Below are 19,265 nucleotides of genomic sequence, written 5' to 3'. Positions count from 1 at the left end.
CGCCTCTTCTTAATGCTTCAAGGAAAAAGCAAACGTTTCCGTTAGGTAATTAGTTCCCTAGACGGTAGTTCGGAGCTTCCTTAGTAATTTGAACATCGTGTACATGAGACTCTTGCATACCAGCACCAGAGATACGTACAAATTCAGCTTTCGTACGCATATCTTCGATAGTTGCAGAGCCAGTTAGACCCATGCTTGAACGTAGACCACCCATTTGTTGGTGTACGATCTCTTTTAGACGGCCTTTGTATGCGATACGACCTTCGATACCTTCTGGTACTAGCTTGTCCGCTGCGTTGTCAGACTGGAAGTAACGGTCAGAAGAACCTTGAGACATTGCACCAAGAGAACCCATGCCACGGTAAGACTTGTAAGAACGGCCGTTGTATAGAATCACTTCACCCGGCGCTTCTTCAGTACCTGCAAACATAGAACCAACCATCACACATGATGCGCCTGCTACGATTGCTTTACAGATATCACCTGAGAAACGGATACCACCGTCAGCGATAACTGGAATACCATAATCATTAGCCACTTCTGCCGCATCTGCGATTGCAGTGATTTGTGGAACTCCCACACCCGTTACAATACGAGTTGTACAGATAGAACCAGGGCCGATACCAACTTTCACTGCGCTTACGCCAGCTTCGATTAGTGCTTTAGCACCAGCACCTGTTGCTACGTTACCACCGATGATGTCTAGATCTGGGTAAGCTGCACGTGTTTCACGAATGCGGCTTAGAACACCTTCAGAATGACCGTGTGAAGAGTCGATAAGTAGAACGTCAACGCCAGCTTCAACTAGTGCAGCAACTCGCTCTTCGTTACCAGCACCAGCACCAACTGCTGCGCCAACACGTAGGCGACCACGCTCATCTTTACATGCGTTTGGTTTACGTTCTGCTTTGTGGAAGTCTTTCGCAGTAATCATACCGGTTAGTTGGAACTCATCATTCACAACCAATACTTTCTCTACGCGAGCTTCGTGCATTTTCTCTTGCACTTCTTCTCGTGTAGCACCTTCTTTAACCGCTGCCAACTTCTCTTTTGGCGTCATTACTGAAGATACTTTCTTAGAAAGGTCCGTCACAAAACGAACGTCACGACCAGTGATAATACCAACAAGCTCATTGCTCTCAGTGACAACAGGGAAACCTGCAAAACCATGCTTTTCAGTGAGTGCAACAACATCAGCGATGGTCGCGTCAGGGTTTACTGTAACCGCGTCAGTCACCATACCAGCTTCGAACTTCTTAACTTTACGAACTTCGGCTGCCTGCTGCTCAATAGACATGTTCTTGTGGATAAAGCCAATGCCACCCTCTTGCGCTAGCGCGATCGCTAGACGAGCTTCAGTAACAGTGTCCATAGACGCTGAAATCATTGGGATGTTTAGGGTGATGTTCTTAGTTAGCTGAGTGCGAAGATCAGCTGTGTTTGGGAGAACGGTGGAGTGTGCTGGCACAAGTAGTACGTCATCGAATGTCAGCGCTTCTTTGGCAATTCTTAGCATTTGCAATATCTCACAATTAGAGGAGTAAAAAGAACAATCCAATCTCATCGTTTCGCATAATGAGGGTAACCTGTGTTAGCAACAAGCTACATTTGGATTAGATATTGCGGAGGGATTATACGGTTAACGCAATCGCTTGACCACAAATTTTTTAATTTTTTTCTTGCAATTACTCCCTTGCTATGTATTATATTGCCGCTAATTTCCATACTCACGTCTAAGAGATTAGCTGTGCTCTCCAAGACCAATCAAAACATCTTTACTGTTTCTCGTCTCAACGCAGAAGTTCGTTTACTCCTTGAAAACGAAATGGGGATCGTTTGGCTCGTCGGAGAGATATCCAACTTCTCAGCTCCTGTCTCTGGTCACTGGTACCTCACTCTTAAAGACTCTCGCGCTCAAGTTAAATGTGCCATGTTTCGTGGTAACAATCGCCGCGTTACTTTCAAGCCCGCTAACGGTAATCAAGTCCTAGTAAAAGCTCGTCTTTCTCTTTATGAGCCTCGCGGTGACTACCAATTGATCATCGAAAGCATGCAACCGGAAGGTGACGGCCGTCTTCAGCAAGAGTTTGAAGAGCTGAAAATGAAGCTTGCCGCAGAAGGGTTGTTCGCTCAAACCAATAAGCAACCTTTGCCTGAACACCCAAAACGTGTTGGCGTCATCACATCGAAAACTGGTGCCGCGCTTTACGATATCTTAGACGTATTGAAACGTCGTGATCCTTCCCTACCCGTTGTGATTTATCCGACAGTGGTACAAGGTGAAGATGCAGCCATTCAAATCGCACAAGCCATTGGTCGCGCTAACAGCCGTGATGAATGTGATGTGCTAATTGTGGGCCGAGGTGGTGGTTCATTAGAAGACTTATGGTGCTTTAACAACGAGATATTAGCTCGCACGATTGCAGCAAGCCAAATTCCTATTATTAGCGCCGTTGGACATGAAGTCGACGTGACAATAGCAGATTTTGTCGCCGACGTACGCGCACCTACTCCATCAGCGGCCGCTGAGCTAGTAAGTCGTGATAACAGCCACAAAGATCAAGCTTTAGTTACCCGCCAGCATAAGTTAGCGAGCGCGATGCGTTACTACCTAGCACAACAAAAGCAGCAATCTGCGCAATTAGTGCACCGTCTAGAGAGACAGCACCCAAGCTATCGCTTGCAACGTCAGACGCAACAGTTAGATGAGTTGGACATGCGCTTACAGCGAGCGATGAGTAGTTTTATTGCCTTGCGCCAACAGCGAATCGAGCGTCAACATTATCGGCTGCAATTAAATTCTCCTGTAACACGCCTTGCCGAGCAGAAGTCGAAGCTAGAACGTGTTGAGCAAAAGCTCATGGATGCAATGGATCGCAAGTTACTGACTATGCGCCATCAACTCGCGATTGCTGCAGAGAAGTTAGACACCGTCAGCCCGCTAGCGACATTGAAACGAGGTTACTCAATTACTCAAACTGAGCAAGGTAAAGTGATTACGCAATCTTCAGATGTTAAGTCGGGAGATGTATTGATTACTCGATTAGCCGAAGGCGACGTTCGCTCTACCGTTAACTGAATACAAACTCTGGTTAACTGATTTTCTGGAACTCAAATCGGACACGTGATTTTGATTTGAGTTCATTACACACATTACAAAAGTAACTCGCAGCACCGCATGCTTGCAGCTTCTCCAGCTCCGCCTCACAATCAGGGCAAAAACCTACTTTTTTAAAATCCGATTCACACTGTGCGCAATGATATTGTCCTGTCCATTCCAGTTCGACATTGCAAGTCGGGCAAATGTTCTGCTGCATATCCCGTTCCTCTCTCTAAACTAAGCAATTTCGAGTAACGCATGCTACTCAAAATAACGAACAAGTATGTTGATCTTCATCACCACCCCAACAAGTTTCACGAGGCGCTAACCATACTTGATACGTAGGATCTTATACTGATCGTCTGATATTTACTCCTTGATCAGCGATCACCCCTTAAAAGAATATTTATATAACCACACACCGAAAGCATAAGTTACATATTCTGCATTCCAATTTAATACAGAACAAAAGCCCTTAAATTAATTTAATTAAACAAAAAATTAGAATTTAATAAAAAGATCTTATTCAGAAAGCAGCATTTACATTGGTGTGCATTTCGATAGTTTGAGCGTCGAGCTCAACGAGTTTAACTTGGATAAAAGCAAACTCATTTAAATGGCTCGCATGCGTTCCACCACAAGGGATTACCGCTAATTGACCTTCCCCTAAATCGCACTTCCAATAGCGAGAATCCGTTAATCTGTCGCCGTGGCATTCCATGGTGATCATCGTATCTCTTTGAAGCCATTCAACCAGTTGGCCATTCACTTTTTCTGCAATCGCCTGGAGGTCATTCAGCATATCTGCACTGTTTAATCCTCTTTTACGGAGTGTTTTGCCTAAACGGTACGTATCGAGGCACTTGTCTGGAGTGACATAACTCGTAACTTGCGCATAGCTATTAAAGTCATAATAACCATGTGGGTCTTTGCGGTCTGCGTCTTTTCGCCAATAGTCTTCCGCTAGTACTTTATTCAACGCCAAATACGCTAAGTGTCCTGCAGTGTGGCCTCGGCTCAAAGCATTTTGATAGTCTTTATCTACCGCTAATGTCACCAAGTCATTAATTGCAAGTGATTCCGTACGTGATAAAACATGCACGACGACAAACACCCAACCTTCAGCATCACGCTTTACAGGAATGTCACTACCCACATACAGAGCACCACTTTCCTGCTCCACTGCTCCAACTTGGCAATCTACCACGTCATACTCAGCCGCATTCACCTTCAACGTTCCTTTGTCTGCAGGGTGATCCGGCCATATGTGACTAACGGGATGGAACGGCGTGACATCTGTAATAACGTAAGTCACTTCTTCCGTAGATTGAACGAGCTGTATTTGTGCTTCTAATTGCCATATTTGATGACAAAAACGAGTCTTTGTTGCTGTGATAGTCATTTTTACGATTACTTTTGATAAAAAAATACCCAAGTAGAAACTTGGGTATTCGAATTTCATTATTTATTGCGGTTTTTCACCATCGACATCATACGCTTACGTTTACGCTCTTGTGATAGCGTAAGCTTATTCGTACGATTCTCGTATGGGTTATCACTGTTGTGGAAGTTAATGCGAATCGGTGTTCCCATAATTTCCAGAGACTTACGGAAGTAGTTCATCAGATAACGTTTATACGAATCTGGCAATTCACGAACCATGTTACCGTGGATAACAACGATCGGTGGGTTGTAACCACCTGCGTGTGCGTATTTGAGTTTGATACGACGACCACGAACCATTGGCGGCTGGTGATCATCCACTGCCATCTTCATGATACGCGTCAGTACTGACGTACCCACACGCGTTGTCGCCGAGTTATATGCTTCTTGGATAGATTCAAACAAGTGACCAACGCCAGTACCGTGCAGCGCAGAGATAAAGTGGATACGCGCGAAGTCGACGAATCCTAGACGGCGGTCCAGTTCTTTCTTCACGCTTTCTTTCACGTCACTGTCTAGACCATCCCACTTGTTAACGGCGATGACAATTGAGCGGCCAGCATTCAGTGCAAAACCAAGCAAGCTTAGGTCTTGGTCTGAAATATTTTCACGTGCATCAATCACCAGTAGAACGACGTTTGCATCTTCTACCGCTTTCAGCGTCTTAACAACAGAGAACTTTTCAACCGTTTCATTGATACGACCACGACGACGAACACCTGCGGTATCAATTAGTACGTATTCGCGTCCATCACGCTCCATCGGGATGTAGATAGAATCACGCGTTGTACCAGGCATATCGTATACAACTACACGTTCTTCACCCAGAATACGGTTAGTCAGTGTCGATTTACCTACGTTAGGACGACCGATGATCGCCAACTTAATCGGCTGCTCTTGAAGGCGCTTGAATTCAGCTTCTGCGTCTTCTTCAGTGTAATCTTCAACAAGAGGCTCTTCGTCTTCGAATCCAGTCAGGTCTTCAATCTCACCGTCTTCAGATTCACTTGTTAGTAGATCATCAAAGAATGGAGATAAAGCTCGCTCAAGCAAAGCGGTCACACCACGGCCATGAGCGGCCGCAATCTGATACATATCATCCACGCCGAGCTGCCAAAAATCAGCACACGCCGCATCGGCATCAATACCATCTATTTTGTTTACCACCAGCATCGCTGGCTTTTCAATTTTACGCAGATGCGCAGCAATTGCTGCATCTGAAGGAGTCAGACCAGCACGACCGTCAACAAGGAACAATACAACATCAGCCTCATCAATCGCGGCTAATGACTGTTCTGCCATCTTTGTTTCCACGCCTTCTTCTGTGCCATCAATACCGCCGGTATCAATCACAATGAATTCGTGCTCTTCACCAAGTCTCGCCTGGCCATACTTACGGTCTCGCGTTAGGCCTGGAAAGTCCGCAACCAACGCGTCACGAGTGCGAGTCAATCGGTTAAATAGTGTAGATTTACCTACGTTCGGACGCCCTACTAGAGCTACAACAGGTACCATAACAACCTCTACAATAATCTTTCTTCTGTAGTTATAGGTAACGACTTGCTCGATGCCAAATCAAACCAGCTTTTTACCTATAACCACGTCAGGGTTAATAAATTCAAACAACAAAACGGCTCCTAGCTGTCACCAGCCAGGAGCCGAATGTGAATTATATCACGATATTATTCGTTAATGGTTAGTTTCTTTACATCGCCGTTGCGAGTTGTAATCACATAACCATCCGACAATAACGTCGGGCCAACGGCCAAGCCGCTATCATCGATAAACTGCTGCGCAACAAATTCGCCCGTTGAACGATCCATCCAGTGAAGGTAACCAAGCGTGTCACCGACAACGAGATAATTGCCGACAATAACTGGCGCTGTAAGTTGTCGGTGCTCAAGCAAGCTATTTTCCCACAACTCAGTCCCACTTCGTGAATCAACGGCAACAACATGATCTTTTTCCGTTATCACAAAGATGCGGCTACCATCTGTAGAAATGTCTGTTGCAGATGAGTAATTACGCTTCCAAATCGGGTTCGCTGAACGCAAATCAATGGCGATAAGTTGACCATTGTATCCAATGGTGAAAAGAGTACCACCTAGCACAATTGGCGATGAATCAACGTCAACCAAACGATCAATTTCTGTCGCGCCTTTTGGCGTACCAACAGGCTGTTGCCAAATCAGCTGACCACGCTCAACGATAGCAGCTGCGAGTCGGCCATTTGCCGTTCCCCAAAATACACCGCCGCCAATTGCAGTCGGAGTGCTGTCACCACGTAAAGTTAGGTTCGGCACTTCTGTACTCAATGCCCAGCGTTGCTCACCTGTACTCTCATTAAGTGCAATCAACATGCCTCGGCTAGTATTGATGATAATAAGGCCTGAATCTGCAACTGGCTTCGCCAGTACCTCACCACCAACTTTTACACGCCAAACAATCTCACCTGTTTCTTGGTCAAGAGAGATGACTTCACCATTCTCAGAGCCAATGTAAAGGTTTCCGTATGCTGCAGTGATACCACCAGAGAGACGAGCAATGACATCTTCTTCTAGGTCCGTTTGCCAACGTTGTTTACCGTTTTCAGGATCCAGCGCTTTTACTAAGCCATCGCGACTTGCCACGAACAATGTATCATTCGCAAATACAGGGGATAGCTTTGAAAAGTAATGACCAACACCATCGCCAACCGATGTGCTCCACTCACTACTGGTTGTAAACTCACTGTCTACCTGAGGTAGTGGCGCCATTACAATAGTATCTTTCTCACCAGCACAACCGGCAAGAATTCCCATTGTTAACGCCCCTAACAAGGCTTTGTTAAAGACTCTTTTCATCCAATGCGGTCCTTATTTCGCCAGATCGTCCAATTTCATTTGTAGTGTCGGGCTTGCGTCTGCCGCTTGCTGAGCTTCAGTATACGCAGCGTATGCGGCATCTTTGTCACCTTGGCGAATCGCAATATCGCCACGCAGTTCAGCAATACGACCTGTCCATGCTGCATCAGTGACGTTACTTAGTTCAGCCGTTGCAGCGTCAAAGTTACCCATTTCCGTTTCAATGCGTGCAATACGGTAACTAATCAATGGTAATAGCGCAGCATCTTGAGTGTTGCTTTGCGCCCACTTCAATTGCTCTAATGCAGCAGAAAGATCTTGAGCTTCAACTTGTGCTTTAGCAAGTTGTAGCGCAGCCAATACTGAATATTCTTTTACTTCATTTGACTCAATAAAAGCTTTCACGTCAGCTTGAGCATCAGTACCTTTATCTTGCAAAGCATTCATTGCTGTCGTGTAGCTTTGAGAAGCTGCTTCACTCGCCTGAATCACAGAATCCTGGTAGTAACGCCAGCCAAATAGACCACCTAAGCCAACAACCGCACCGATGATGACGGCTTTGCCGTTTTCCTTCCACCAGTCTTTAATGGCTTCAACTTGTTGTTCTTCAGTATCGTAAAGTTCCACTTCCTGTCCTCTTAAAACATGTAAATGGCAGCTTAGCTGCCATTGTTCCTATTTCGTTTAAAGGCTCCACATTTGGGAGCCTTAGCTTACGAACTAGGATGTAATTTTGTTAGATTACTAAAAGACTTAAATCAGTGCTGCGATCTTTTCTGCAACTTCTGCTTGGTTGTAAGTCTCTTGCTCACCACCGGCCAAATCTTTCAGTACTACGGTATTATCCGCAACTTCGTTTTCACCCAGAACTAATGCTACAACAGCACCAACTTTGTCTGCGCGTTTAAACTGTTTCTTGAAGTTACCGCCACCGAAGTGATTCATCACACGAACGCCAGGGATGGACTCACGAAGCTGCTCTGCTAGCTTCATTCCTGCCATCATGGTGCCTTCGCCTGCTGTTACTACGTAAACATCCACACTGCGACGAACGTCTGTTAGTTCTAGTGTTTCTAGCATCAGAACAAGACGCTCTAGGCCCATTGCAAAGCCAACTGCTGGTGTTGGTTTACCACCTAATTGCTCTACAAGGCCATCGTAACGACCACCGCCACATACTGTGCCTTGAGCACCTAGGCTTTCAGTGATCCATTCAAATACCGTGCGGTTGTAGTAATCCAGACCACGAACTAGACGTTCGTTAACTGTGTATTCGATACCTGCGGCGTCTAAAAGTTCACATAGACCTGCGAAGTGTGCTTTAGATTCTTCACCTAAGTAATCTGAAAGGCGAGGTGCATCACCTAAAATAGCTTGAACATCAGGGTTCTTCGTATCCAGAACACGCAGTGGGTTCGTGTGCATGCGACGCTTACAATCTTCGTCTAGCACATCAATATGTTGCTCAAGGAACGCAACCAGTGCAGTACGGTAGTCTGCGCGATCTTCTTGAGAACCGATAGAGTTAAGCTCAAGACGAACATGTTCATTGATACCCAGTTCACGCCATAAGCGCGCCGTCATCATGATAAGCTCTGCATCAACATCTGGACCATTTAGACCAAACACCTCAACACCACACTGATGGAATTGACGGTAACGACCTTTCTGCGGACGTTCATGGCGGAACATAGGCCCCATGTACCACAGACGCTGTTCGTCACGGTTGATCAGGCTGTTTTGAATACATGAACGTACACAACCCGCCGTACCTTCAGGGCGAAGTGTTAGGCTGTCTCCGTTACGATCATCAAAGGTGTACATTTCTTTTGAAACGACGTCTGTCTCTTCACCAACAGCGCGGCTGAATAGGTTTGTTTCTTCAACGATTGGCATGCGCACTTCGTTATAACCGTATGCGCTAATTACATTTTTCACTGTGTTTTCTAGTTTCTGCCACAGTGGAGACTGAGTTGGGAGGCAATCGTTCATGCCTCGAATTGCTTGAATTGTTTTTGCCACAATACTTACCGTAATTCTCGTTGAGATTAATCTTGTACTTTAACTTCGATGCGGTTTTCGCCATTCATCATGCCTGCTTTCGCACGGATCTTAGCTTCTAGCTGATTCACAAGGTCATCGTTATCAAAGCGTTCTTTCTGGCGTTTACCATCTTCGTAGAATGCGCTCTTCTTGTTACTACCTGCTAGACCTAAGTGAGAAACTTCTGCTTCACCAGGGCCGTTTACCACACAACCGATGATAGACACATCCATTGGCGTGATGATGTCTTCTAAACGCTGCTCAAGTGCGTTCACTGTGCCAATCACATCAAATTCTTGGCGCGAGCAACTTGGGCAAGCAATAAAGTTGATGCCTCGAGAGCGAATACGCAGAGATTTAAGAATGTCGAAACCGACTTTGATTTCTTCAACTGGATCGGCAGCCAAAGAGATACGCAGCGTATCGCCGATCCCTTCAGATAACAGCATACCTAAGCCAACAGATGACTTAACAGCACCAGCACGAGCACCGCCCGCTTCTGTAATACCCAAGTGAAGAGGCTGATCGATTTTCTTCGCTAGCAGACGGTATGAATCCACTGCAAGGAAGACGTCTGAAGCTTTCACGCTAACTTTAAATTGGTCAAAGTTAAGACGATCGAGATGATCTACGTGACGCATCGCCGATTCAACCAAAGCTTCTGGCGTTGGTTCACCGTATTTCATCTGTAAATCTTTTTCCAAAGATCCACCGTTGACACCAATACGGATTGGGATGTTTTTATCGCGAGCACAGTCAACAACAGCGCGAATGCGCTCTTCATTGCCGATGTTACCTGGGTTGATACGTAAACAGTCAACACCGTACTCCGCCACTTTCAGCGCGATACGATAGTCGAAATGAATATCAGCCACTAATGGTACAGAAACTTGCTGTTTAATCAGTTTGAAAGCTTCTGCTGCGTCCATAGTAGGTACAGAAACTCGAACGATATCTGCACCGACTTTTTCTAGTGCTCGGATTTGAGCGACTGTCGCTTCTACGTCAGTCGTGCGAGTGTTAGTCATTGACTGTACGGCAATTGGCGCACCATCACCAATTGGCACATCACCCACATAAATACGCGTCGATTTACGACGAATAATTGGAGATTCGTGTTGCATAATTTTTTATAACGGTAGAGTGAATCTAGCTACTTTGCCTGAAGTATACCCAGAAAGGTCGACAGGTTCACTTGCAAATGTCATTGTAACCCCTTCCGGTGCGCCTAATATCACTTTAAACGGCGCTTTTCCGGTAAGTTCTACATCTTGTCCTGGTTTATGAGTACCACTTACCAGCGTTTTACCATTGGTGTCTTTTACTTGAATCCAACAGTCCGCTTTAAACTTCATAGTAAGAAGTGTCATGCCTTCAGGTACGACTGGCGCAGGCTGTTCCTCTTCCGCAGTTTCAATCACGGCAACAGGTTCTTCAGAATCTACGCTTGTTGTATTTTCAGTTTCAGCAAGCAGAGGGTTGCTACCCTGCTCGACTGGTACTTCACTCGTTTCAACAACATCATTACTTGTTGAAACAACTTCTTCAGGAGTACTTGCGATTAACTCCTCAGCCGTCATTAAATCGATATCAGCTAACTCTTGCGCTGTGGGCTTCGGCGCTTCAACACTTGAATCCGTAACTTCCTTCGTTAGGCTATTCTCTTGCTGGTTTTGCCACCACCAAGCTGCAGAAATACCAATAATGACCAACCCGATAACCCAAGTCAGGAGCATGATACGGCTATTGTGCTTCTCATCTTTTGTTTTGCGAGAGAAGCTCTGCATTTCAATTTCTTGCTCTTGTGGCTGTACATCTGCTGTCTGCTCTAACGCAGTCAAAACCATCTTCTCATCAAGGCCCACGAACTTCGCGTAAGAACGCAAGTAACCACGCGTAAATGTCGCAACTTGTTGAGACTCAAATCGGTTATTTTCAATATCTTCAATAACAGAAACGCGAAGCCTCAGGCGATCAGCAACTTGCTTTTGACTCATCCCAAGAGATTCGCGTTTGTTTTTCAGTAATGTGCCAGCTTCAATAGAAAGTGGCACTTCATTCGTATTTTCGTGTTCTGTCATAATGGTGGTATTTAATCTGTTTTAGTGGCTAACGTGGTTATGTATTTTCGTTATTGTTCTTAAGCCTCTTTAAAAGATAGCTAGCCTAAACGCGTTAACCAAAATAATAATTTTAAGAAACTCTCAGCGATTTGAGTGTGAATACCCGTTTTGCAAAAATCAGCAAAGCGTATGTGAGAAAATGCTGAGAATTATCGGTGTCATCGTTAATGTCACATATCATGATAAGCGAATGTGTAACGAAGACAAAAACTCTTTACACTCAAACTAACAGATAGCTCAAGCTTTTGTCCAAACTTTGACAAAGGAATTCGAAATTATACCCAAATAACCTCGAGTTGGAGAGTTGTCGTCATAAATCTTGGCAGAAATGCCCTTATCGCTAAACAAAATAGCCAGAGCAAATGGCTCTGGCTATTTTTGAATTCCGGTCGTTTATACGGCTTTTACTTCAATGGTATCAGCACCGCGCGACGCTTTTAACATTGCAGTACGTTTAGTTCGGTCAATCACATCACCGACTAACTGACCACACGCTGCATCAATGTCATCGCCACGAGTCTTACGAACCGTTACTGTATGCTCATATTGCATCAATGTTTTTTGGAAGCGATCGATACGTGAGTTACTTGGTTTCTTGTAAGGTGAACCTGGATACGGGTTAAACGGAATCAAGTTAATCTTACATGGTGTGTCTTTCATCAGTTCAGCCAGTTCACGAGCATGGTCCATGTCATCATTCACATGATCAAGAAGTACGTACTCAACCGTTACCTTACCGCGGTTTGCATTCGATGAAGCGATGTAACGACGAACTGATGCTAGGAAATCTTGAATATCCCAACGATCGTTAATTGGCATGATTTCACTACGCAACTTATCGTTTGGCGCATGAAGGGAAATTGCCAACGCGACATCGATTTTGCCTGTCATCTGATCAAGACCAGAAACCACACCTGATGTAGATACAGTCACACGACGTTTTGACAAACCAAAGCCAAGATCGTCCAGCATTAGTTCTAATGCCGGGATCAAGTTCTTCATGTTTAGAAGCGGTTCACCCATCCCCATCATCACGACGTTAGTAATTGGGCGGCGACCTGTTTCTTTCTCAAGACCAATTTCACGTGCAGCGCGCCACACCTGACCGATGATCTCTGAAACTTTCAAGTTACGGTTAAAGCCCTGCTGTGCTGTTGAGCAGAACTTACATTCCAACGCACAACCTACTTGAGAAGACACACAAAGCGTTGCACGATCATCTTCTGGAATGTAAACCGTCTCTACATCCTGATCACCAACGTTCATCGCCCACTTGATCGTACCATCAGAAGAGTGCTGAGCTTCTGCGACTGTTGGTGCCTTGATTTCGCACTTGTGTAAAAGCTTTTCGCGCAGCTTCTTGTTAATGTTTGTCATTTTTTCGAAGTCATCTACACCGAAATGGTAGATCCACTTCATAACCTGATCGGCACGAAACGCTTTCTCGCCGAGTTCTTCTGCGAAAAACTGACGCATGCCTTTGCGATCAAAGTCGAGTAGATTGATTTTTTCAGTGGTCATGTTGCCTCTCAATGACTGAAACAAGAATAAGGGCGCGAATTGTACAGCCTTTATGCAGCCACAACAAGGGGTGTAAAACCCTGAGTTTGCTAAGGCATTAAAATCAAAATGATTAAATTTCAAGCACCCCTTACGCTATAAGTGGCTATTACACTATCAAAAGTAAAAGCGTAGAAATCGTAAAGGGAAAAGACTAAAAATAACTCACGTTACTGGGCTTTAAAGCCCATTATATAGTCAGACTAGTTAGCGTGTAAGAGATCACTTATGCAGTCAACATTGCCACTCAACTTAGGTATATGAAATGAAAAAGCCTCGGAAAGTTCCGAGGCTTTTCTGTATCAGAGCATCACTAACAAGTGAAGTATCACGCCTAATTAGCGAGAGAAAACCTCTGACTCAGGGAAGAAAAACTCAATTTCACGCGCTGCAGATTCAGGGCTATCGGAACCATGAACTGAATTGTGACGCATGCTAAGTGCGTAATCGGCACGAAGCGTACCGCATGCCGCTTCCTCTGGGTTAGTTTTACCCATCAGTTCACGGTAACGTGCAATCGCATTTTCACCTTCCAGCACCTGAACCATAATAGGACCAGATGTCATGAACTCTTTTAATGGAGGGAAAAACTCTTTGCCTTCATGCTCTGCATAAAAACCGCTTGCCTGATCTTCAGTCAGGTGAACCATTTTAGCAGCGACAATACGTAGGCCAGCCTTTTCAATACGGTTATAGATTTCACCAATTAGGTTTCGCTCTACCGCATCCGGCTTAATGATTGAAAATGTTCTTTCTAGAGCCATAAAATTTCCTTTCTGTACTTGTAATAATAGTTGTGTTTTTAAAGTGACTTACTGGGTAAGAGCAGCACTCAAACAAGGAGTGCCGCAATCAATCTTATTTACCAGCTTGCTCATTGAGGAAACGAGCAAGTGTACGAACGCCCATACCCGTAGCTCCCGCAGCCCATTTATCAGACGCGGCTTTACGGTATGTACCCGCACAGTCGAAGTGCAACCAGCCTTTTTTGTAGTCTTCTACGAAGTAAGACAAGAATGCTGCTGCTGTGCTTGCACCCGGAGAGTAGTCACCAGAACTGATATTCGATAAGTCAGCAAAGTTTGACGGCAGCATTCCACGGTGGAAGTCAGCAAGTGGTAGCGGCCATAAACCTTCTTTTTCTTGGTTTGCCGCAGTGAGCGCTTGATGCGATAACTCGTCATCGAAACTCATTAGTGCGTGGTAATCATTACCCAAAGCATTCTTCGCCGCACCTGTTAGTGTTGCACAATCAATGATTAACTCAGGTTTTTGTTCACTGGCGTAGATAAGGCCATCAGCAAGCACTAAACGACCTTCTGCATCGGTGTTCATGATTTCAACGGTTTTACCGTTTTTGTAGGTGATGATATCGCCAAGCTTGAGTGCGCGACCAGAAACCATGTTCTCTGCACAACAAAGGATCAGTTTTACACGCTTGTTCAAACCACGAAGAATCGCCAGTGCAAGACCACCGGTGATGGTGCCTGAGCCACCCATGTCTGCTTTCATTGCGCTCATGAAGTTAGAAGGCTTCAAGCTGTAACCACCCGAATCAAAGGTGATACCTTTACCGACAAGACACGCGAATATTGGTGCGTTCTCGTCACCTGTCGGGTTGTAGTCTAGCTGGAGCATCGCAGAAGTACGCTCCGAACCACGGCCTACGGCGTAAATGCCTTCCCAACCTTCTGCCAACAAGTCTTTGTCTTTGACGATACGAGCTGTCACTGTGCCTTTAGGCGCAACAGATTTGATGAATTCAGCGGCCATTGTCGCTAGCTGACGAGGGGCAACTTCTTCTGCGGTTTTATTGATGATATCGCGGGTAAAATCAGTCGCGGTAATACGCGCTTGAAGCTCTGCTTGATCTTCTTCAGACAATGCAGACCACTCAACTGAGCCATGTTTTTTTGGGTTACGGTAACCTTGGTGGAAAGCCCAAACGCTCTCTAAATCCCAGTTATCACCGGAAAGAAAAATAGAACGAATTCCTTGGCCATCTAGCTGACGAGCTGCACGTTGAATTGCGCCAAGATCGTGACCTTCACCTAAATGAATAGTTGCGCCGTTTTCAGCGAATGAAAGCAGTGCTTTTTCACCCCAATGTGGTGCTGCCGACTCTTGACTTAAAAATACAGACATCTGTGTAGACATGGTTTCTCCTTGTCTTATAGCAGCGTTGCCTACGCTGCTTCTTTTTAATAACTCACGGATGTTAGCATTATGTAGGGCAAAAATGTCAATTGGATAAAAAAACGGACCTAAAGGTCCGCTTTTTTTAGTAAGAATTGTTAACTAGGCTGTGTTTTACAGACTTAGTCTGCTTCATCCATCCAGCACATGATAACGGCTTCCAGAATCTTTTCGTTACAATGGTTTGGGTCATCTTCAAACTCATCTAACTCCATGATCCATTGATGAAGATCGGTAAAACGCACCGTTTGCGGATCAACATCTGGAAACTTGTCACAAAGTTCAATCGCGATATCGCGAGAATCTGTCCATTTCATTGCTCATCTTCCTTTTGCTTCTTCCCTATATTGGGAAGATAGTTTTAGTGATCTTCTGAAGCGTGGTTTAGCGTGTACTTAGGAATTTCTACCACTAAGTCTTCATCAGCAATTTTCGCCTGACACCCTAGACGTGATTCAGGCTCTAGACCCCACGCTTTATCCAGCATGTCGTCTTCCAGCTCTTCACTTTCTTCTAGCGAATCAAAACCTTCACGGATGATCACGTGGCAGGTGGTACAAGCACATGATTTTTCACACGCATGTTCAATACCGATACCATTTTTTAGCGCTACGTCCAGAACGGTTTCACCAGTGTTTGCTTCCAACACTGCGCCTTCTGGGCACAAATCGTCGTGTGGTAATACAATAATCTTAGGCATAACTACTTATCTCTTATATATCGTCTACTGATTGACCTGACAGCGCAGCTCGAATCGATTTATCCATACGGCGCGATGCGAAATCTTGGCTCGCTTTATCGGTATCTTTAATGCCTTGCTCAATCGCATCTGCATCATCACCATTACGCAGCTCAATCAAGGCTTCGATGGCTTTTATCAGATCTTGTTTCTCTTGTTCTGATAGTAGTTCGTCACCATCAGCTTGCATGGCTGCAATCAAGCCTTCTATCACACGGTCGGCCTCAACACGCTGTTCAGCTAGCGCACGAGCTTGCATGTCTTCTTTAGCGTGCGTCATTGAATCACGCAGCATATCCGCCACTTCATTATCGCTTAACCCGTAAGAAGGTTTTACTTGAATCTCTGACTGAACACCGGTGCTCTTTTCCATTGCCGTAACAGAAAGAAGGCCGTCAGCGTCAACTTGGTAAGTCACACGAATATGTGCCGCACCCGCCGCCATCGGTGGAATGCCTTTCAATGAGAAACGAGCCAGTGAACGACAATCATCAACCATTTCACGCTCACCTTGTACCACATGAACACTCATGGCCGTTTGGCCATCTTTGAATGTGGTAAATTCTTGCGCACGCGCAACAGGAATCGTGGTATTGCGAGGGATGATCTTCTCAACCAGACCACCCATGGTTTCAATACCAAGCGACAGTGGGATCACGTCAAGAAGTAACATTTCTGAATCAGGCTTGTTACCCGCTAGAATGTCAGCTTGGATACCCGCGCCGATTGCGACAACTTCATCAGGATTAATGCTTGTTAGCGGTGTGCGGCCAAAAAACTCGCCTACCATTTCACGAACCAGCAATGTGCGTGTTGAACCACCAACCATGACAACTTCGAGTACTTCGTCTGCGTTAACATCAGCATCTTTTAATGCACGACGACAAGACATTAGTGTTTTCTTCACTAATGGGCGAATCAGATCTTCGAACTGCTCACGAGTAACGGTGCCCTTCCAACCAAACACATCAACGTCAACGCTGTCTTGCTCAGAGAAAGCAATCTTAGTCGCAGTAGCAATGTTCAGTAGCGTACGGTTTTTTTCAGCAGAAAGTGGGGCTTCGAGACCCGCTTGCTCCATTAGGTAATCCGCTAACAGATGGTCAAAGTCATCACCGCCTAACGCAGAGTCACCACCTGTTGCTAATACTTCAAATACGCCTTTCGACAAACGTAGGATAGAGATATCAAATGTACCGCCACCTAGGTCATAAACCGCAATCACCCCTTCTTGGCCTGAGTCTAGACCATAAGCAATTGCCGCGGCAGTTGGTTCGTTCAGCAGACGCAGCACATGAAGGCCAGCTAATTTCGCGGCATCTTTCGTACCTGCACGCTGAGCATCATCAAAGTAAGCAGGAACAGTGATCACAACACCCGCTAACTCACCACCTAACGTTTCTTCTGCTCGCTTACCTAGCGCTTTTAGAATGTCCGCAGATACTTCAATCGGGTTTTTGTCACCTTGAGGCGTTTGCAGGATCGGAAGACCATTTTCACTCTCTCTAAAACGATAAGGAAGTGAAGAGTAACGGGACTGAATGTCCTTTAATGAACGACCGATCAAACGTTTTACAGAGATAATAGTGTTCTCTGGTTCAAGCTCTGCTTTGGCTTTGGCTTCGTGGCCAACCGTTAACGTTTCCTCAGTGTAATTAACGACTGAAGGTAAAATAGTACGGCCCTGCTCGTCCGCAAGTGGAGTTGCATCGCCGCTACGTACAGAAGCAACCAAAGAGTTGGTAGTACCTAAGTCGATACCCGCTGCTAACTTATGCTCATGAGGTGCCGAGCTTTGGCCCGGTTCTGCGATTTGAAGTAGTGCCATGATAGGTCCTTGTCACGCTAACTAGCCGAGGAGTTTGTCTTCGACTAGTTCAATTTCGTTCTTTAGTTTGGCAATGAATTTTAGCTTACGAACTCGGTCTGCGGCTTCAGCCCAAAGACCATCATCAAGCTCTTGCTCGACGTTTGCCAGATGCTGTTTGTACATTTTGCTGACCTTAGAATCGAAGTCAAAAAGCGCCGATTCAGGATCGGTGCTGTCAGCAATTTCTTCCAGTTCTTCGCGCAGCTCCATTTGCTCCATTAAGAACATTGGATCTTGCATTGTCTGCTGTTCACCTCGGATCTCAACTCCCTGCTCTGCGAGGATGTACTCGGCACGGGAGATAGGATTTTTCAGAACTTGATAGGCATCGTTGATTTGCGCTGCCTTTTGCACCGCCATCAAACGGTCACGTTCAGATCCCGTTGCAAAGTTATCCGGGTGGAAGCGTTTTTGTAGTTCTCGGAACTGAGAAGAAAGAAGGCTACCATCCAGCTTAAACTGACTTGGTAGCCCAAATAATTCAAAGTGATTCATTAAGTTCGGGTCCTAGTAAAGCCTTCCGGACTCGCTTGCCCAGAAGGACAATCAATTAGACGTTGAAGCTTTCACCACAACCACATTCACTTTTCGCGTTAGGGTTGTTGAATTCAAAACCTTCATTCAACCCTTCTTTCACGTAATCCAATTCGGTACCGTCTAGGTACACTAAGCTTTTTTTGTCGATGATGATTTTCACTCCAGAGAGTTCAAAAACTTCATCTTCTTCGTTAAGCTCATCAACAAACTCAAGTACATATGCCATGCCTGAACAACCAGTCGTCTTCACTCCAAGACGTAAACCGATACCTTTGCCTCGGTTATCTAGGAATGCTCTTACGCGACTTGCCGCTGATTCTGTCATTGTGATGGCCATACTGCACCTTAGTCTGTCTAAATTTCGATTGGAATGGGAGCGTCAAAGCTCCCATTATATTACGGAATAATTATTCTTGGTGTTTTTTCTTGTAGTCTGCAACCGCTGCTTTGATTGCATCTTCAGCAAGAATTGAACAGTGAACTTTCACTGGTGGAAGCTCTAGCTCTTCAGCAATTTCAGAGTTTTTAATTGCTGCTGCTTCATCAACTGACTTGCCTTTTACCCACTCAGTTACTAGTGAGCTTGATGCGATTGCACTACCACAACCGTATGTTTTGAACTTCGCATCTTCGATGATCCCTTCCGGTGTCACTTTGATTTGAAGCTTCATTACGTCACCACAAGCTGGAGCGCCAACCATGCCGCTACCTACTGATGGGTCTTCTTTATCGAATGAACCAACGTTACGTGGGTTCTCGTAGTGATCAATTACTTTTTCGCTGTATGCCATGATAAATTACCTCGAATCCT

The 19,265-nt window shown here is 45.3% G+C and carries 19 protein-coding genes; 1 reads left to right on the top strand and 18 read right to left on the bottom strand.

Annotated features, from left to right (window positions below):
* Positions 1–49: 49 nt before the first annotated feature.
* On the bottom strand, positions 50–1,516 hold the full coding sequence (gene guaB, locus NL643_RS19900) for an IMP dehydrogenase (protein ID WP_005391524.1): 1,467 nt from the start codon (positions 1,514–1,516) through the stop codon (positions 50–52).
* A 231-nt stretch (positions 1,517–1,747) separates the two neighbouring features.
* Here guaB and xseA point away from each other — a divergent pair, with 231 nt between their 5' ends.
* Positions 1,748–3,079: an exodeoxyribonuclease VII large subunit gene (xseA, locus tag NL643_RS19895; protein ID WP_253645027.1), complete on the top strand. Its 1,332-nt coding sequence runs from the start codon at positions 1,748–1,750 to the stop codon at positions 3,077–3,079.
* A 13-nt stretch (positions 3,080–3,092) separates the two neighbouring features.
* Here the strand turns inward: xseA and NL643_RS19890 are convergent, their stop codons facing one another.
* The 17 genes from NL643_RS19890 to iscU all read right to left on the bottom strand — a co-directional run bounded on the left by NL643_RS19890 (position 3,093) and on the right by iscU (position 19,245).
* On the bottom strand, positions 3,093–3,317 hold the full coding sequence (locus NL643_RS19890) for a zinc ribbon domain-containing protein (protein ID WP_012842112.1): 225 nt from the start codon (positions 3,315–3,317) through the stop codon (positions 3,093–3,095).
* 309 nt (positions 3,318–3,626) lie between these two features.
* The gene (locus tag NL643_RS19885) at positions 3,627–4,502 is read right to left on the bottom strand and encodes an alanyl-tRNA editing protein (protein WP_253645026.1); all 876 of its coding nucleotides are present in this window, start codon (positions 4,500–4,502) and stop codon (positions 3,627–3,629) included.
* Positions 4,503–4,561: 59 nt separating this feature from the next.
* Positions 4,562–6,058: a ribosome biogenesis GTPase Der gene (gene der / locus NL643_RS19880; RefSeq protein WP_046874335.1), complete on the bottom strand. Its 1,497-nt coding sequence runs from the start codon at positions 6,056–6,058 to the stop codon at positions 4,562–4,564.
* A gap of 167 nt (positions 6,059–6,225) precedes the next feature.
* Positions 6,226–7,386 (bottom strand): outer membrane protein assembly factor BamB, encoded by a 1,161-nt coding sequence (gene bamB / locus NL643_RS19875; RefSeq protein ID WP_005391528.1) that lies wholly within the window; start codon positions 7,384–7,386, stop codon positions 6,226–6,228.
* 12 nt (positions 7,387–7,398) lie between these two features.
* Positions 7,399–8,013 (bottom strand): YfgM family protein, encoded by a 615-nt coding sequence (locus NL643_RS19870; protein WP_005391529.1) that lies wholly within the window; start codon positions 8,011–8,013, stop codon positions 7,399–7,401.
* Between the two features lie 126 nt (positions 8,014–8,139).
* Positions 8,140–9,408, bottom strand: coding sequence for a histidine--tRNA ligase (hisS, locus tag NL643_RS19865; RefSeq protein WP_046874336.1), 1,269 nt, complete (start codon positions 9,406–9,408; stop codon positions 8,140–8,142).
* Positions 9,409–9,434: 26 nt separating this feature from the next.
* On the bottom strand, positions 9,435–10,553 hold the full coding sequence (gene ispG, locus NL643_RS19860; RefSeq protein WP_253645025.1) for a flavodoxin-dependent (E)-4-hydroxy-3-methylbut-2-enyl-diphosphate synthase: 1,119 nt from the start codon (positions 10,551–10,553) through the stop codon (positions 9,435–9,437).
* Between the two features lie 6 nt (positions 10,554–10,559).
* Positions 10,560–11,510: a cytoskeleton protein RodZ gene (rodZ, locus tag NL643_RS19855; protein ID WP_253645024.1), complete on the bottom strand. Its 951-nt coding sequence runs from the start codon at positions 11,508–11,510 to the stop codon at positions 10,560–10,562.
* Positions 11,511–11,945: 435 nt separating this feature from the next.
* Entirely contained in the window at positions 11,946–13,073 is a 1,128-nt protein-coding gene (locus NL643_RS19850) for a bifunctional tRNA (adenosine(37)-C2)-methyltransferase TrmG/ribosomal RNA large subunit methyltransferase RlmN (RefSeq protein WP_005391540.1), read from the bottom strand.
* Between the two features lie 377 nt (positions 13,074–13,450).
* Positions 13,451–13,876: a nucleoside-diphosphate kinase gene (gene ndk / locus NL643_RS19845; protein WP_005391542.1), complete on the bottom strand. Its 426-nt coding sequence runs from the start codon at positions 13,874–13,876 to the stop codon at positions 13,451–13,453.
* 94 nt (positions 13,877–13,970) lie between these two features.
* The gene (gene pepB / locus NL643_RS19840; RefSeq protein WP_005391544.1) at positions 13,971–15,269 is read right to left on the bottom strand and encodes an aminopeptidase PepB; all 1,299 of its coding nucleotides are present in this window, start codon (positions 15,267–15,269) and stop codon (positions 13,971–13,973) included.
* A gap of 161 nt (positions 15,270–15,430) precedes the next feature.
* Positions 15,431–15,625 (bottom strand): Fe-S cluster assembly protein IscX, encoded by a 195-nt coding sequence (gene iscX / locus NL643_RS19835; protein ID WP_005391546.1) that lies wholly within the window; start codon positions 15,623–15,625, stop codon positions 15,431–15,433.
* Between the two features lie 44 nt (positions 15,626–15,669).
* Positions 15,670–16,008 carry an ISC system 2Fe-2S type ferredoxin gene (fdx, locus tag NL643_RS19830; protein WP_005391548.1) on the bottom strand — a complete coding sequence of 113 codons (339 nt, stop codon included), beginning with the start codon at positions 16,006–16,008 and terminating at the stop codon, positions 15,670–15,672.
* Between the two features lie 13 nt (positions 16,009–16,021).
* Positions 16,022–17,875 carry a Fe-S protein assembly chaperone HscA gene (gene hscA / locus NL643_RS19825; RefSeq protein WP_046874339.1) on the bottom strand — a complete coding sequence of 618 codons (1,854 nt, stop codon included), beginning with the start codon at positions 17,873–17,875 and terminating at the stop codon, positions 16,022–16,024.
* Positions 17,876–17,896: 21 nt separating this feature from the next.
* On the bottom strand, positions 17,897–18,412 hold the full coding sequence (hscB, locus tag NL643_RS19820; protein ID WP_203343553.1) for a co-chaperone HscB: 516 nt from the start codon (positions 18,410–18,412) through the stop codon (positions 17,897–17,899).
* Positions 18,413–18,467: 55 nt separating this feature from the next.
* Positions 18,468–18,791 (bottom strand): iron-sulfur cluster assembly protein IscA, encoded by a 324-nt coding sequence (gene iscA / locus NL643_RS19815; protein WP_005391554.1) that lies wholly within the window; start codon positions 18,789–18,791, stop codon positions 18,468–18,470.
* Positions 18,792–18,861: 70 nt separating this feature from the next.
* Complete coding sequence (gene iscU, locus NL643_RS19810; protein WP_005381718.1) at positions 18,862–19,245, bottom strand: Fe-S cluster assembly scaffold IscU; 384 nt, start codon at positions 19,243–19,245, stop codon at positions 18,862–18,864.
* Positions 19,246–19,265 lie beyond the last annotated feature (20 nt).

It is taken from the genome of Vibrio sp. Y42_MX_L11, assembly GCF_024181785.1.
Classification (GTDB): Bacteria; Pseudomonadota; Gammaproteobacteria; order Enterobacterales; family Vibrionaceae; genus Vibrio; species Vibrio diabolicus.
Note: the sequence above shows the minus strand (reverse complement) of the source record. Positions and strands in the feature narration are given on the sequence as shown.

Bases quoted from the DNA above. Each gene is read 5' to 3' on its own strand.
- guaB (WP_005391524.1), bottom strand. From the start codon at position 1,516: ATGCTAAGAATTGCCAAAGAAGCGCTGACATTCGATGACGTACTACTT.
- NL643_RS19890 (WP_012842112.1), bottom strand. From the start codon at position 3,317: ATGCAGCAGAACATTTGCCCGACTTGCAATGTCGAACTGGAATGGACA.
- NL643_RS19885 (WP_253645026.1), bottom strand. From the start codon at position 4,502: ATGACTATCACAGCAACAAAGACTCGTTTTTGTCATCAAATATGGCAA.
- der (WP_046874335.1), bottom strand. From the start codon at position 6,058: ATGGTACCTGTTGTAGCTCTAGTAGGGCGTCCGAACGTAGGTAAATCT.
- bamB (WP_005391528.1), bottom strand. From the start codon at position 7,386: ATGAAAAGAGTCTTTAACAAAGCCTTGTTAGGGGCGTTAACAATGGGA.
- ispG (WP_253645025.1), bottom strand. From the start codon at position 10,553: ATGCAACACGAATCTCCAATTATTCGTCGTAAATCGACGCGTATTTAT.
- rodZ (WP_253645024.1), bottom strand. From the start codon at position 11,510: ATGACAGAACACGAAAATACGAATGAAGTGCCACTTTCTATTGAAGCT.
- NL643_RS19850 (WP_005391540.1), bottom strand. From the start codon at position 13,073: ATGACCACTGAAAAAATCAATCTACTCGACTTTGATCGCAAAGGCATG.
- ndk (WP_005391542.1), bottom strand. From the start codon at position 13,876: ATGGCTCTAGAAAGAACATTTTCAATCATTAAGCCGGATGCGGTAGAG.
- pepB (WP_005391544.1), bottom strand. From the start codon at position 15,269: ATGTCTACACAGATGTCTGTATTTTTAAGTCAAGAGTCGGCAGCACCA.
- iscX (WP_005391546.1), bottom strand. From the start codon at position 15,625: ATGAAATGGACAGATTCTCGCGATATCGCGATTGAACTTTGTGACAAG.
- fdx (WP_005391548.1), bottom strand. From the start codon at position 16,008: ATGCCTAAGATTATTGTATTACCACACGACGATTTGTGCCCAGAAGGC.
- hscA (WP_046874339.1), bottom strand. From the start codon at position 17,875: ATGGCACTACTTCAAATCGCAGAACCGGGCCAAAGCTCGGCACCTCAT.
- hscB (WP_203343553.1), bottom strand. From the start codon at position 18,412: ATGAATCACTTTGAATTATTTGGGCTACCAAGTCAGTTTAAGCTGGAT.
- iscA (WP_005391554.1), bottom strand. From the start codon at position 18,791: ATGGCCATCACAATGACAGAATCAGCGGCAAGTCGCGTAAGAGCATTC.
- iscU (WP_005381718.1), bottom strand. From the start codon at position 19,245: ATGGCATACAGCGAAAAAGTAATTGATCACTACGAGAACCCACGTAAC.